The sequence below is a fragment of the Microbacterium sp. PRF11 genome, from assembly GCF_031844085.1.
Taxonomy (GTDB): Bacteria; Actinomycetota; Actinomycetes; order Actinomycetales; family Microbacteriaceae; genus Microbacterium.
Window position 1 is genome coordinate 110,186 of the sequence record NZ_JAUZUP010000004.1, and the last position, 14,356, is coordinate 124,541.

Consider the following 14,356-nt stretch of genomic DNA (forward strand, 5'->3'; position numbering starts at 1 on the left):
CCCGGCGTGTCTCCGGAGCCCCCGACGCCTAGGCTGTGATCTGTGTTCGAGTGGTTCCGTCGTCGTCAGCGCCCGGTGGGCCGCACGCTGCAGTTGCGTTCGCGCGGAGACCTCGGTGAGGCCATGCGGGTCGACTTCGCGGAGCTCGCCCCCGAGGTCGAGACGTTCCTCGGTCAGGCGGCCTATCTGCAGCTCGGCTTCTTCGAGACGCTCAGCGAACTGATCGCCCTGACGCCCGAGCTCGCCGAGAAGGAGTCGCTCTCGCGCGCGGCCGGCGCGGCGCTCATCAAGCACCAGGAACTGGTCGCGCTCATCCGCGAGCGCGGGGCCGACCCGACGCAGCTCATGCTGCCGTTCCGCGAGTCGCTCGACGCTTTCCGGCGCAACACCCACGGCGTGCGTCCGCAGGAGACCATGCTCACGGTGCACATCACCGCGGGTCTTCTCGACGACTTCTACCTCGCCCTCTCGTCGAGCTACGGCGACACCGGACGCCGGGTCGCGCGCATCCTGCAGGCCGACGACGACCGTCAGGCGATCGTCGACATCCTCGCCGCGACCATCGAGAGCGACGAGGAGTGGCGGTGGCTGCTCGCACTGTGGGGGCGGCGGCTCGTCGGCGACACGCTGCTGGTCGCGCGTGCCGCCCTGCGCCACGGACACCTCGATCGCGCCGAAGAGGCGAAGGTCGAGCCGGTCTTCAGCGAGCTGATGGGCGCTCACGCCCGTCGAATGGATGCCATGGGGCTGGCGGCGTAACGAGCCTGCGCCGAGGCCGGGCCGCCGCTCCGCGACAGAGCCCGCAGCCGAGGCGAACGTCGGTCGTTGCGCGATGCGACGGTCGCTCGCGGGGGCGCCCGTCAGTTGCGGGCGATGCGACGCCCGTTGACGAAGCGACCCTCAGCCGTGGCACGGTCCGACGACCAATGCCGGAGCGACCACCAGCCGTTGCACGGTCCGACGACCATTGCCGGAGCGACCACCAGCCGTCGACGCCCGTCGGCCGTCAGACGCCGAGCCGGAGGCGATCCGCCTCGTCGCGTGCCAGGCGCGTGCGCGTGAGGAACGGCACGAGCGCGAACGTCGTGACGGCGGGCGCGAGGATTGCGACGATCCACAGGATCGGGGAGTCGACGCCGAGACCCATCCAGGTCATCGCCGTCCACACCACGGCCGCGGAGGCCGCCCCGGCGAGCGGAGCCAGGGCGGCGCCGCGAAGCTGTCGCTGCGGCAGCGAGAAGTGCGCGGCGAGCCCGACGACGGCCCCGATGATCAGTCCGAGCAGGATCTGCACGGCGGTGGAGATCAGGCGACGAAGCCGACGCGACGCGCCTCTTCGGTACCGAGTTCGATGAACGCGAGGTTGGCGGTCGGGACGATGTAGGAGTTGCCCTTCACGTCGGTGAAGGTGACGTGGCTGGCCGAGCTGTCGAGGGCGCCCGCGACGGCGGACTTGACGGCGTCGGAGCTGTCGTTGGTCTCGAAGTTGAGTTCCCGGCCGGTGTTGGTGATGCCGATGCGGATCTCCACAATGCGTCCTTTCCCCGCGGGCCGCGGTCGGCCCGGCGCGTATTCCGACTCTAGGGCAGGCCTCGGACACGACGACCCGGCGAGGGCGCCGCTTCGCGGACGGCGAACGCCGCGGCTCGATCTCTCCCGCGCACACCGCCCGTGTGCCCGGGAGGGCGATGTCGGAGGTCCGGTTTAGCGTGGAGATATGCAGATCCCGGATGCCGCCGCCCCCGGTGCGCCGACGCGCTCGGGCGCGCTCCTCGACGCCGAGCAGAGTGCGGTGGTCGGCTGGGGTCCCGAAGTCAGCGGCGTCGTGGTGGGTGCACCCGGATCGGGGAAGACCACGACCCTGCTCGCCCGGGTGCGCGAGCTCGTGGCATCCGGGGTCGACCCCGACCACCTTCTGGTGCTGACCCCCACTCGTCCGGCGGCGACGGCGCTGCGCGACCCGCTCGCCCTGGCGGTGGGGCAGGCCACCTCGGGTGCTCTCGCGCGCTCCGTCGCGTCGTTCGCGTTCCAGCTGGTCCGCGGCGCCGAGGTGCGCCGCGGCGCCGAGCCGCCGCAGCTGCTCACGGGCGGCGACGAAGACCAGATCATCCGCGATCTCCTCGACGGAGATGCGCTCGACGAACTCGAGGGGGCGTCGCGATGGCCCGAGTGGCTCAGTTCCGCCATCCGCGCGACGCGGGGTTTCCGCGGCGATCTGCGCGCCTTCCTCGCCGAGTGCACCGATCTCGGCATCGATTCCGCTGACCTCCTCGCCCTGGCCGAGCGGCACGAGGTGCCGGTGTGGGCGGCCCTGGCCTCGTTCTCCGACGAGTACCGAGCCGTCCGCGCGTCGATGCGCGGAGCTCACCGTGATGCGGCCGATCTCGCGCGCGAGGCGGTCGCGGTGCTCGACGAGGCGCTCATCGACCGCGGCCTGCTCGGACGCTTCGAGACGCTGAGGTGCGTCCTCGTCGACGACGCTCAAGAACTCACGGCGGGCGGTGTCGATCTGCTGCGCGCCTGCCGGGCCCTCGGGATCGGCGTCGTCGCGTACGGCGACCCCGACGTGGGGTCCGGGGCGTTCCGCGGGGCCACGCCCGAGAACTTCGCCCGTCTGGCGCGCGAGCTCGGGACGACAGCTTCGCTCGGCACACCGCACCGGGGAACGCCCGAGCAGATCGACCTGGTCCGGCAGGTGGCCTCGCGGATCGGGGCCGCGGGCGTCGTCGCCCACCGTCGGGCGCCGGTCGGCGCCGCGCCGCAGGGGTCGGTGCGCACGTACCTGCTGCGTTCGCCCGCCGAAGAGGCCGACGCGATCGCGCGGCTCCTGCGCGAACGCCACGTGCTCGAGGGCGTCCCCTGGGCGCAGTGCGCGGTGATCGCACACGACTCACGCCAGGTGGCCACGCTCGAGGCCGAGCTCGCGGCACGCGAGGTGCCGGCGCGCGCCAGCGGCCCCGGCCTCGCGCTCGGCGTGCAGCGACCGGTGCGCGATCTGGTCCGCCTCGTCGAGCTCGGCATGACCGCCCCCGACGACTGGGCGCACGACGACGTCGTCGATGCGCTGCTGGGCACGTTCGGCGGGCTCGATCCGATCGAGCTGCGGCGCCTGCGCACGGCTCTGCGGCACGATGAGGTCGCGGGTGGGGGGTCTCGCTCCGCGACCGAGCTGCTGGTGTCGGGCGTGCGGTTCCCCCTCGAGTTCGAGACCATCGACTCCCGCGAGGCCCGCCGCGCCGCCCGCCTCGGCGAGACCCTCGCGGCGTTACGCGCGCAGACGCTCTCTCGCGCGACCGCCCACGAACTGCTGTGGACCGCGTGGGAGCGCAGCGCCCTCGCGCGCACCTGGCGTGAGGCCTCGCGCGGGCACGGACCGCTCGCCGAGCAGGCCGACCGCGACCTCGACGCCGTCGTCGCGCTCTTCCAGGCGGCGAAGCGGTACACGGAGCGCGAGCCCGACGGCGAGGCGTCGACGTTCTTGCGCGCGGTCCTCGACAGCGACGTCGCGGAAGACCGCATCGAGCAGCCCGCCGTGGTCGATACCGTCCGCGTACTCACCCCCGCAGCGGCCGCGGGCACGTCGTTCGACACGGTGATCATCGCGGGCGTGCAAGAGGGCGTGTGGCCCAACACGAGGCTGCGTGGCGGTCTGCTCGAGACGTGGCGCCTCGCCGATGCCGTGCACACCCCCGACCTCCCCGCCGCAGGCATGCTCGATCGTCGCCGCGCCGCGATGCACGACGAACTGCGCCTGTTCGTCCGGGCGATCAGCCGCGCGGGCGCCCTGCTCGTCGTCACGGCGGTCGACGACGACGACACCGGGCCGAGCGTGCTGTTCGAGATGCTCCCCGCGGCGGAGCCGGCGGCATCCATTCCCGAGCACCCGCTGTCACTGCGGGGCCTGGTGGCCCGGCATCGGCGGTCGCTCACCGCGCCGCGCGTGACGGGGGCCGATCGCGCCCATGCGGCCGGTCAGCTCGCGCTGCTCGCCGCTGCAGACGTCGCGGGCGCCGCGCCCGAAGAATGGTACGGCGTCGCCGCGCCCAGCTCATCGGCCCCGCTGCGCGACCTCGCCAAAGAAGACGTGCGCGTCTCGCCGTCGCGCCTGCACGCCCTCGAGGAGTGCGAGCTCGACTGGGTGATCGCCGATCTCGGCGGCGACCGCGGGGGCACGACGGCGGGGATCGGCACGATCATCCACGCCGCTCTCGAGACCGCGGGGTCGTCGTCCGAAGAAGACCTCTGGGCCGTCGTCGACGACCGCTGGGGCGAGCTGGTCTTCGACGCGGCGTGGCGCGAACGCGCAGAGCGCACGCGCGCGCGTGATCTCGTGCGCCGTCTCGCCGCGTACCTGCGCCGTTTCGACGACGCCGGCGGGCGTCTGATCGGCGCCGAACGGCACTTCGAGGTGCCGATTCCGCTCGCCGATGCGGGCGAGCACGGGGCGGTGCTCAGCGGTGACATCGACCGCGTCGAGGTCACCCCGGCCGGAGAGGTCGTCATCGTCGATCTCAAGACGGGCAAGAACGAGCCGCAGACGGATGCCAAGGTCGCAGACAACCCGCAGCTCGCGGCCTACCAGCTCGCCTTCTCGTCGGGCGCCATCGAGCAGGTCGCCGGGATGCCGGCGGGCGGAGCGAAACTGCTCGTGCTGCGCCCGACCGCGGCGACGAAAGACTACGCCGAGCCGACGCAGCAGCCCTTCGACGCCGAGCAGCGCGGGGAGTTCGTCGCGCGGGTGCAGCGGGCGGTCGGCGTCATGCGGGGAAGCAGCTTCGCCGCACCGTACGAGGTGCACTGCCGTGACGAGTTCTCGTACGGGCTGTGCCGGATCCACACGGTCTCGGCGGTGAGCGCGTCGTGAGGGTCGTCCTGTCGGCCGCGACGATCGCCGCGGCGCTCGGGCAGTTCCCGCCCACCGCCGAGCAGACCGCCGTCATCGAAGCACCGCTGGAGCCCGCCCTCGTCGTGGCCGGCGCGGGCAGCGGCAAGACCGAGACCATGGCCGGTCGCGTCGTCTGGCTCGTCGCCAACGGCCTCCTCCGCCGTGACGAGGTGCTCGGTCTCACCTTCACCCGCAAGGCGGCGGGGGAGCTGGCCGAGCGGATCCAGCGCCGGTTGCAGCGGTTGTCCGAGTTCGAGGCCCGCGGCCTGCTGCCGGCTCTGCCGTCCTTGCACGCCGAGGGGCGCCTCGCCGTCTTCGCCGAGCTCGCCGCGGTCGAGGGGGCGCGAGGCGATGCGGCGCGACGCGCGGCTCTCGATGCCCTCGCGGCCGAGGTCGGAGCGACCGACGCGGAGGCTCTCGACGCCGACCACCTGCTCCACCGCCCGACGGTGTCGACGTACAACAGCTTCGCCGACTCGATCGTGCGCGAGCACGGACTGCGCATCGGTCGCGATTCCGAGTCGGCGGTGCTGTCTGAGTCCGCGGCCTGGCTGCTGATGCGACGCGTCGTGTTCGCCTCCGACGATCCGCGCCTGGAGGAGCGGCAGGAGTCGCCGCGCACGATCATCGACGCCGCCCTGCGCATCGCCCGGGACGGGGTCGACAATCTCGTCGACCTCGACCGTCTCGCCGCCTTCCCCGAGGACTTCGGGCGCATCGTCGAGCGCCCGTCGACCTCGTCGCGCGTGAGCGTGTACAAGGAGGTGGTCGACGCGGCGACGAAGGTCTCCGCTCTGTCGCTGTTGGCCTCGCTCGCCGCCGCGTACGACCGCGAGAAGGCGCGTCTGGGTGTGATGGACTTCGCCGATCAGGTCGCCGGCGCCCTTCGCATCGCGACCGAGCATCCCGCCGTCGTCGAAGAGCTGCGCGCCCGGTACCGTGTCGTGCTGCTCGACGAATACCAGGACACCTCCGTCGTGCAGACCGATCTGCTCGCCACGCTCTTCGGTGGCACCGGGGTCATGGCCGTCGGCGATCCCCACCAGGCCATCTACGCCTGGCGAGGAGCCAGCGCGGGCAACCTCGGCGGCTTTCCCGACGCGTTCGCCCCCGGAGGTGGGTGCCAGCGTTTCGCCCTGCTGACGAGCTGGCGCAACAGCGCACGCGTGCTCGACGCCGCCAACGCGGTGCTCGCCCCGCTCGCGGGTCGTTCCGCCGTCGCCGTCGAAGAGCTGCGATCCCGCCCCGGCGCACCCACGGGCCTCGTCGAGACGGTCTTCGAGAACGATCTCGACGCCGAGGCCGACCGCGTGGCCGCATGGTTCGTCGGCGTTCGCGCGGCGCGCGCGGCCGAGGGGCGCGCCACGACCGGCGCCGTCCTGTTCCGCAGCAAGAAGCACATGGTGCGGTTCGGCGACGCGCTCGGACGCCGCGGCATCCCTCACCGCATCCTGGGCCTGGGCGGACTCCTCACGACCCCCGAGGTCGTCGACGTCGTGTCGGTGCTGCGCGTCATCAGCGACCCCGAAGCGGGGTCGGCCCTCATCCGTCTGCTCGCGGGCCCCCGCTGGGCGGTCGGACTCGCCGACCTGCGCGCCCTCGCTCAGCTCGCGCGTCGCCTCGCCACCCACGACGTCGCCCTGCAGCCGCTCGCGCCCGAGGTGGTCGATCGCCTGCGCTCGACGCCCGGGGCCGACCGTGCCTCGCTGGTCGACGCCCTCGATTTCCTGACGCGTCAGACCGACGGCCACGGCTGGCTCGCCGACATCACGCCCGAAGGACGCGCGCGCCTGCGCGAAGCGGGCGCCGTGTTCGCGGGTCTGCGCCGCAGCGTCGGCGCACCGATCCCCGAGCTGATCCGGCTGATCGAGGCCGAGCTGCGTCTCGACATCGAACTCGCGGCGAACGAAGCGCGCGGTCCCGCCCGCATCGCCTCCGCCCAGCTGCGGGCGTTCGTCGACGAGATCCGCGGGTTCCTGGCGGCCGACGAATCCGGGTCGGTGGCGAGCCTGCTCGCCTGGCTCGATCATGCCGAGCAGGCTGACGAGTTCGCGCCGCGCACCGAGCCCCCCGAAGACGACGTCGTGCAGCTGCTCACCATCCACGGTTCCAAGGGACTCGAATGGGATGCCGTGGCTGTCGTCCGCCTGGTCACCGATGAGCTGCCCTCCCTGCCCCGCGACACGAAGGGGTGGCTCGGTTTCGGCATCCTCCCCTCGGAGTTCCGGGGCGATTCGGCGTGGCTGCCGGTCTTCGGCTGGCGCGGAGCCGAGACGCAGCAGGACCTGAAGGCGGCGATCGAGGACTTCGTGGCCGCCAACCGCGCGCGCCAGCTCGATGAGGACCGTCGTTTGGCCTATGTCGCGTTCACCCGAGCGCGCGATCATCTGCTGCTGTCGGGTTCGAGCTGGTCGGGAACGAAGAAGCCGCGCCGGCCGAGCGTCTTCCTCGAAGAGGCTGCCGAGGCGCTCGAGGTCGAACTCGCGGTCGACGACCCCGGCGATGACCCGTACGATGGAGAGCGGCGGCTGCTGCACTGGCCGCTCGACCCGCTGGGGTCGCGTCGCACCGCCGTCTCCGCCGCGGCGGCTGCCGCCCGCACGGCGCGCGATGCACCGCCGGCGGCACCCGATGCCGATCTCGAATTGCTGCTCGCCGAGCGAGCCGACCGGTTGCGACCCACGCACACCCCGGCGCCGACGCGGATCCCCGCGTCGCGCTTCAAGGACTTCGTCGCCGACTACGGCCGAGCCGTCGACGATCTGCGGCGTCCCATGCCGGAGCGTCCGTATCGTCAGACGCGCCTCGGAACGCTCTTTCACGCTTGGGTCGAGCAGCGTTCCGGTCACGTGGGCGCCGGTATCGGTCTCGACGACGACGGGTTGTGGGACGACGACGAGGTCGGCGCCTCGGCGGCCGACGCGGCCGAACTGCAGCGTCTGCGTGAGTGCTTCGAGCGTTCGGAGTGGGCCGACCTGCGCCCGCTCGAGGTCGAGACCGAGATCGACTTCGTCACGACGCGCCTCGACGGTCGCGAGCACGTCGTCATCTGCAAATTGGATGCCGTGTACCGGCGCGGCGACCGGTACGAGATCGTCGACTGGAAGACGGGGCGTCCGCCGACCACCGAGGCGGACCGCCGCGCCCGGATGTTGCAGCTGGAGTTGTATCGCGAGGCGTACCACGCCAAGCACGGGATCGACGTGGACCAGATCGACGTCGCCCTGTTCTACGTGGGCGACGAGTTGGTGCTGCGCGGCTGATCCGGGTGCGCCAATGGGGCCGAATGTCCGGTCGGCGGCGCATTACGGTTGGTGCGCTCGGCGCGGGCGTGGGCTGCTTTCGGGCCGGTCGGCGCAGCATCCCGGTCGGTGTGCTCGGCGCGGGCGTGGGCCGCTCTCGGGCCGGTCGGCGCGTCGATCCCGTCGGTGTGCTCGGCGCGGGCGTCGGCTCTTCTCGGGCCGGTCGGCGCGGCATCCCGGTCGATGTGCTCGGCGAAGCCGACGGCGCGTTTCGGCGGGGTCGTGAGACCGAGGAGCGCGGTGGGGGTAGTGGCCGTCTCGGGAGCGAACATCGTGGCGATCACGGAGACGACGACGATGGCGATGGTGAACCACGCCACTGCGGGCCAGTCGCGGTCGTTCCCGGGCCCGGTCACGAAGGTCTGCGCGATCGCCGGGGTGAGTCCGGCCAGCACCAGGCCGAGCATGAGGCTCACCGCCATGCCGGTGAAGCGCATCCGTGCCGGGAACTGCTCGGGGAAGTACGCCGGGTAGACGGCGTTCGACAGCGTGTAGGCCACGCCGATGAGAAGGATGCTCAGGGCCCAGACCAGCGGCATGATGGCCGCGTCGACTGCGGCGAGGAGCGCGTAGATGAGGGCGCACTGCAGCACGAGACCCGCGAGGAAGACCGGCTTGCGGCCGACGCGGTCCGAGAACGCCCCCGCGACGGGCCCGACGACGACGGCAGTGAGGTTGGACACGGTGATCACCGCCAGCATCTCCCCGCGAGGGATCCCCGCCACCGAGGTGCCGTAGGCCAGGGCGAAGACGTTCACCATGGTGTTCACGGCGGTGTACAGCGACATCAGGGTCACGCGCACGACCGTTCCTCCGTGGTGGCGGAGCAGCGTGAGCAGGGGCAGCCTGCCGGCGGCCTCGCCGTGAGGCGCCGTCGCAAGGACCTCCGGTTCGTCGAGGAGGCGCCGCAGAGCGATCGCGACGACGGTCACGAGCAGCGACGCCCAGAACGGCACGCGCCAGCCCCAGGACAGCAGGTCGTCTTCGGGCATGCTCGCGATCGGGATGAAGACGAGGCTCGAGACGACGATCCCCAACATGATGCCGCTCATCGTCCAGCTGGTGAAGAACGCCCGGCGATGGTCGGGAGCGTGCTCCAATGTCAGTGCGCTCGAGCCCGGGGATTCGCCGCCCGCCGACACCCCCTGGACGAGTCGAAGCGCGACGACGGTGATCGGCGCGGTGATACCGACCGTGTCCCAGGTGGGCAGGCATCCGACGAGGAACGTCGCGACGCCCATGATGGTCAGGCACGCCAGCAGCGCCCTCTTGCGGCCGAACCGGTCGCCGATGTGCCCCCACAGGACGGCGCCGAACGGGCGGGCCACGTAGGCGACGCCGACGGTCGCGAACGACAGCAGCGTGGCGACCCCGGGTTCTCCCTCCGGGAAGAACAGGCGGGGGAAGATGAGCGCGGCCGCCGAGGCGAAGATGAAGAAGTCGTAGTACTCGAGGGCGCTGCCCACGAATCCCGAGACCGCGGCGATCCGGGCGTTGTCTTTACGCGGATGCGGGGTCGTCGTCGACATGCTGCTCGCCTTCGGGTGGTCGTCGGAGAACCACGGTCCCGTGGGGGAGCCGGGTTCGGGACGAGCCTGCCAGAAAGCACGCGAACATGCTGTCGGTGAGGGGTGATTTCACCCGAAGAGCGCGAAAGTTCACCCGCCGCCCACGGTGATGCTCACGACGGAGCGGCGGGTCGACTGCTGGATCTAGGCCGAGTCGCCGGCGACGCCCCATCGGCGCAGGGCAGCCCGACTGGCGCGCGCGGCGTCCTCTTCATCGTCGACGGCGGGATCGCCGCCGAGCCGGTCTTCGTCGCGATCGCGCACCGCCGGACCGGGGGCGTGCGACGCGTCGCGGATGGCCGGCTCGGGCGCGTCTGCGTCCCGCTCCGGCCGTGACCACAACGACGTCGCGTCGGTGTCACCGCTGAGCGCGGGACCCCGATCGTTCACCGGTCGCTCGGTCCACCCGTCGAGGTCGACGGGTGCGGTGGCTTCGGGATCGACGCTGTCGGGTTCGGGCAGCCGGTCGACGTGGATGGCGCCGGTCTCGGCATCCGGATTCTCGACGTCGAGAGCTTCGGCGAGCGCATCGGCAGATGCGGCGCGGTCGCGCTCGGCCGAGAGGTACAGCGACAGCGCCTCGGGGTCGTAGGCGTCGGTCTGCATCGACGTGTCGACGTCGACCGCCAGGGCGGCCGGCGGCACGCTCTCGACGAGCGCCATCGCGTCGTCGATATCGCTGCGGCTGTCGGGCACGATGTGGTCGCCCCGCACACCCTCGGCGAGGGCGTCGAGCAGGGCCACGGCGTCGGCGACGACATCGGTCTCGCCGGCGTCGTGCCCGTGGACGAGCCACCGGGCGAACTCGAGCTCGGCGTACAGGCGGGCGCGCTCGCGAAGCAACGGATCGGGGGAGCGGTCGCCGGCCGCCGCGTACCCCTCGTGCACGTCGTCGGCGGCGAGGGGAGCGGATGCCAACCACCGCAGGTCGACCGCCGGGTCGCCGACGCTCAGTCCCGCCCAGTCCAGGATGCCGACGACCTGGGGGATCTCGTGCTCGTCGTCAGCGAGGAGGATCGACGCGCTCGTCGCGCCGCCGAGGATGACGGCTGCTTCGAAACGCCACAGCTCGTCGACCTCGAGGGCCCGACGCCAGCGCAGCATGAGGTCGTCGCTGACGCGTCCGGTCGCGTCGGCCCGGTCGAGCAGACGTTCGACGTCGTCGCGCACCTGCTCGGGGGAGCGGACGGGGAGGCCATCGGTGCGGACGAACGACACGGGGAGGGCGTGCACCGCGGCGAGCGCGCCGCCGATGGCGGGGGCGTAGCCCGGCCCCTTCGGGAGGTGAGCGGGGTCGATCCGGTACCCGTCGATGTGGTCGACGACGAGGACGCGCTGAGTCCCGGAGCCTGCTTCGCCCAGGACCTCGGGCACCGCGAAGGGCAGGAGCGCGCGGACGCCGGCCGTGAGCGCGTGCAGGGCGCGCGACTCGGCGGCGAGGTCGTGGGCGCCGTCTTCGCCCGCCGGCATCCGGATGACGACCTCCCGGCCGTCGTCGGTGCGCGCGAGGGCGGCGTCGAAGCGTCCACCCGCGTTCTCGGTCAGCGCGCGAGCACTCGTGAAGGCGGTGCCGGGCAGGGCCGTTGTCGCCGACGCGGCTAAAATGAGGGGCGAGCGTGCCATGTCCCCCAGGGTAGGTCGGGCCCTCGCTCACCCGCCCGCGCCACGCCCTTGACGGGGCAGGTCGCCGCATTCCCGCCCGTCAGAGAGGTGCTCGATGCCGCTTCCCGCCTCGTCGTCGTCGGCTGTGCGACCGTCTCTCCACGTCGACCGATCGGGCGCCGAGCGCGACGATGCCGATCTGCTCGCCCGCGTCTTCGTCGAGCCCGCGACGCGCGTGCTCGCGATCCGTCGCGACGCGGCGCCGCTGGTCGACGGTCGTCTGGCCCTCCTTCCGGTCTCTCGCTTCCTTCCCGTCGCGACCATCCCCGGCGCGGCGGCCGTCCGCGACGACGAGCCGGCACCCGATGGCGCGACCACCGCCCGCGGCGCCCGACCGGAACCCGATGGCGCGTCGATCGCCCATCGCGTCGACTCGGCGCCGAACGCAACCGCGACCGTCCCCGGCGACCACCCGACTCCCGACGTCCTGGAGTGGGCCTTCCTCGGACGCGCCGATGACGGCGCCGCGATCCTGCTCGCCGTGCTCGCGGACGACGCCGCCGGTGAGGTCTCGTCCGCACCAGGCACCCTCGCACCGGATGCCACCTGGATCGGGCTGCGCGCGGCGGGTGGAGACCTCCCCGAGGGGGAGGCGGAGCTGCTCACCACCGCGGTCGCCCTCGCCGGCTGGCTGCGCGACGCGCCGTTCTGCCCGGCCTGCGGCGCCCGTACGCGGGTGGAGCACGCAGGCTGGTCGCGGCATTGCCCGGTCTGCGGGCGAGAGCACTTCCCCCGCACCGACCCGGCGGTCATCGTCCTCGTCACGTCGGCGGAGGCGGACCGGGTGCTCCTCGGGGCCAACGCCGCCTGGGGTGGGGCGCGGTACTCGTGCTTCGCCGGTTTCGCCGAGGCGGGGGAGTCCCTCGAAGACGCGGTCGCGCGCGAGGTGAACGAGGAGTCGAACGTGCACCTGCACCGCGTCGAGTACCGGGGGTCGCAGGCGTGGCCGTATCCCCGGTCGCTCATGCTCGGTTTCCGGGCCGAGGTGGTCGATGAAGCTGCGGCGCGAGCCGACGGCGACGAGATCGTGGAGGTGCGCTGGTTCACCCGCGACGAGGTGGGCGCGGCCCTGCGCGGGGAGGCGGCGGTGCAGCTGCCCGGCGCGGCATCCATCGCCCACCGCCTCATCGACGAGTGGTACCGGGGGATCGCATGACCAGTCCTCTCGACGGCCTCGACGAGCACCAGCTCGAGGCGGCGCGCGCGCTGCGCGGACCCGTCTGCGTGCTGGCCGGCGCAGGCACCGGCAAGACCCGCGTGATCACCCGGCGCATCGCGCACGGTGTCGACACGGGGGCGTACTCGCCGCAGCGCGTGATGGCGGTCACCTTCACGGCGAAAGCGGCCGGTGAGATGCGCGGACGCCTGCGCGCGCTCGGTGTCGCGGGGGTGTCGGCGCGAACGTTCCACGCCGCAGCCCTCGCGCAGGTCAACTTCTTCTGGCCGACGCTCGCCGGCGACCAGGCTCCCTCGATCATCGACAACAAGGTGCGCATGCTGGCGCATGCCGCCGACGGGGTGGGTCTCGCGCCCGACACGGCGACGCTGCGCGACGTGGCCGCGGCGATCGAGTGGCGCAAGGTCACCCTGCGCTCGATCGAGCAGTATGCCGCCGATCGTCCGGAGGGCGTCGGTCGCCTGGGCGTCGACCAGGTCGTCGCGCTCCAACGCGCGTACGAGAAGCTCAAGGACGAGCGTCGGCAGATGGACTTCGAAGACGTCCTGCTCACCTGCGCGGGCATGATCGAGGCCGAGCCGCGGGTGGCCGCGGCCGTGCGCGAGCAGTACCGCCACTTCACCGTCGACGAGTTCCAAGACGTCTCGCCCCTGCAGAATCGCGTGCTCGAGCTGTGGCTCGGCGACCGGCGCGACCTCTGCGTGGTGGGCGACGCCAGCCAGACGGTCTATTCGTTCACCGGGGCAGACTCGCGCTACCTGCTCGAGTTCGAGCGGACCTACGAGGACGCGCGGGTCGTGCGGCTCGAACGCAACTACCGATCCACGGCACCCGTGCTGGCGGTCGCGAACGACCTCATGCGGGGTCGCGCCGGCGCGCTCGAGCTCGTGGCCGCGCGCGGCGACGACACGCCCACCCCGACGGTGCGCGCCTTCGACGACGACGAGAGCGAGGCCGCGTCCGTGGCCCGCGCGATCGCCGATTCGCTCACGCGCGGCGTGGATCCGCACGACATCGCCGTGCTGTACCGCTCGCACGCCCAGTCGGCGCTCCTGCTGTCGGCCCTGTCGTCGGTGGGGGTCGCCGCCTCGGTGCTCGGCGGGCGCAAGTTCTTCGACCTGCCCGAGGTGCGGCAGGCGCTCATGGCGTTGCGCGCCGCCTCGGTCGCTCCGATCAACACCGGCTTCCTCGCCACCGTGCGCGACGTGCTGCGCGGTGTCGGGCTGACCGACGACCCGCCCGAGGCGGGCGGGGCCCTCCGCGAGGCGTGGGAGGCGCGCGCCGCGCTGCTGCGTCTGGCCGAGGAAGCGCCGGAGGGCACCGACCTGCGTTCGTTCACCGACGATCTGCAGGCCCGCGCGAAGGATCAGCACGAGCCGACCACGCGCACGGTGACGCTCGCGACGCTGCACGCGGCGAAGGGGCTGGAGTGGGATCACGTGTACCTCGTGGGGGTCAGTGAGGGGCTGCTGCCGATCTCGTACGCGAAGACGTTCGAGGCGGTCGACGAGGAACGGCGACTCGCCTACGTGGGCGTCACGCGAGCGGCTCGGACCCTCTGGGTGAGCTGGGCGAGAGGACGAGGTCGGATGGAGCGTGCTCCGTCTCGCTTCCTTCAAGAGATCGGCAGCGGCAGTCTTCGCTCGGCCGATGCAAGGCCCAGGCCCGCCGGAACGAATCGGCGCGCAACCGCAGCGAGCGCGTCGACTCCCCGATCGGGGCGCTGACGAGGAACCGCGCGGCCCGTCCGGCCTCCGCGGCG

The 14,356-nt window shown here is 72.4% G+C and carries 9 protein-coding genes; 5 read left to right on the plus strand and 4 right to left on the minus strand.

The genetic code is table 11. The features are described 5' to 3' along the window. Nucleotides 1-42 precede the first annotated feature (42 nt). Nucleotides 43-759 (plus strand): ferritin-like fold-containing protein, encoded by a 717-nt coding sequence (locus Q9R20_RS11940; protein ID WP_311249544.1) that lies wholly within the window; start codon nt 43-45, stop codon nt 757-759. Between the two features lie 247 nt (nt 760-1,006). Here Q9R20_RS11940 and Q9R20_RS11945 read toward each other — a convergent pair whose 3' ends face one another. Both Q9R20_RS11945 and Q9R20_RS11950 read right to left on the minus strand, forming a co-directional pair. Beyond that, nucleotides 1,007-1,294, minus strand: coding sequence for a hypothetical protein (locus tag Q9R20_RS11945; RefSeq protein WP_311249545.1), 288 nt, complete (start codon nt 1,292-1,294; stop codon nt 1,007-1,009). Between the two features lie 11 nt (nt 1,295-1,305). Continuing rightward, nucleotides 1,306-1,530 (minus strand): DUF3107 domain-containing protein, encoded by a 225-nt coding sequence (locus Q9R20_RS11950; RefSeq protein ID WP_295835859.1) that lies wholly within the window; start codon nt 1,528-1,530, stop codon nt 1,306-1,308. Between the two features lie 187 nt (nt 1,531-1,717). Between Q9R20_RS11950 and Q9R20_RS11955 the strand changes: the two genes are divergently transcribed. Then, nucleotides 1,718-4,864 carry an ATP-dependent DNA helicase gene (locus Q9R20_RS11955; protein ID WP_311249546.1) on the plus strand — a complete coding sequence of 1,049 codons (3,147 nt, stop codon included), beginning with the start codon at nt 1,718-1,720 and terminating at the stop codon, nt 4,862-4,864. After that, nucleotides 4,861-8,148, plus strand: coding sequence for an ATP-dependent DNA helicase (locus Q9R20_RS11960; protein WP_311249547.1), 3,288 nt, complete (start codon nt 4,861-4,863; stop codon nt 8,146-8,148). Before Q9R20_RS11955 ends, Q9R20_RS11960 begins: the two co-directional genes overlap by 4 nt. Here Q9R20_RS11960 and Q9R20_RS11965 read toward each other — a convergent pair. Both Q9R20_RS11965 and Q9R20_RS11970 read right to left on the minus strand, forming a co-directional pair. Continuing rightward, the gene (locus Q9R20_RS11965; protein WP_311249548.1) at nt 8,115-9,716 is read right to left on the minus strand and encodes an MFS transporter; all 1,602 of its coding nucleotides are present in this window, start codon (nt 9,714-9,716) and stop codon (nt 8,115-8,117) included. The two genes, Q9R20_RS11960 and Q9R20_RS11965, sit on opposite strands and share 34 nt — an antisense overlap. 183 nt (nt 9,717-9,899) lie before the next feature. Continuing rightward, nucleotides 9,900-11,378 carry a phosphotransferase gene (locus Q9R20_RS11970; RefSeq protein ID WP_311249549.1) on the minus strand — a complete coding sequence of 493 codons (1,479 nt, stop codon included), beginning with the start codon at nt 11,376-11,378 and terminating at the stop codon, nt 9,900-9,902. A gap of 94 nt (nt 11,379-11,472) precedes the next feature. Between Q9R20_RS11970 and nudC the strand changes: the two genes are divergently transcribed. Both nudC and Q9R20_RS11980 read left to right on the plus strand, forming a co-directional pair. After that, complete coding sequence (gene nudC, locus Q9R20_RS11975) at nt 11,473-12,573, plus strand: NAD(+) diphosphatase (protein ID WP_311249550.1); 1,101 nt, start codon at nt 11,473-11,475, stop codon at nt 12,571-12,573. After that, nucleotides 12,570-14,321, plus strand: a complete 1,752-nt coding sequence (locus tag Q9R20_RS11980) for an ATP-dependent helicase (protein WP_311249551.1) — start codon at nt 12,570-12,572, stop codon at nt 14,319-14,321. The genes nudC and Q9R20_RS11980 overlap by 4 nt, the downstream gene beginning before the upstream one ends. Nucleotides 14,322-14,356 lie beyond the last annotated feature (35 nt).

Coding starts and splice junctions, on each gene's coding strand:
- Q9R20_RS11970 (WP_311249549.1), bottom strand. CDS start 11,378: ATGGCACGCTCGCCCCTCATTTTAGCCGCGTCGGCGACAACGGCCCTG.
- Q9R20_RS11955 (WP_311249546.1), top strand. CDS start 1,718: ATGCAGATCCCGGATGCCGCCGCCCCCGGTGCGCCGACGCGCTCGGGC.
- Q9R20_RS11980 (WP_311249551.1), top strand. CDS start 12,570: ATGACCAGTCCTCTCGACGGCCTCGACGAGCACCAGCTCGAGGCGGCG.
- Q9R20_RS11965 (WP_311249548.1), bottom strand. CDS start 9,716: ATGTCGACGACGACCCCGCATCCGCGTAAAGACAACGCCCGGATCGCC.
- nudC (WP_311249550.1), top strand. CDS start 11,473: ATGCCGCTTCCCGCCTCGTCGTCGTCGGCTGTGCGACCGTCTCTCCAC.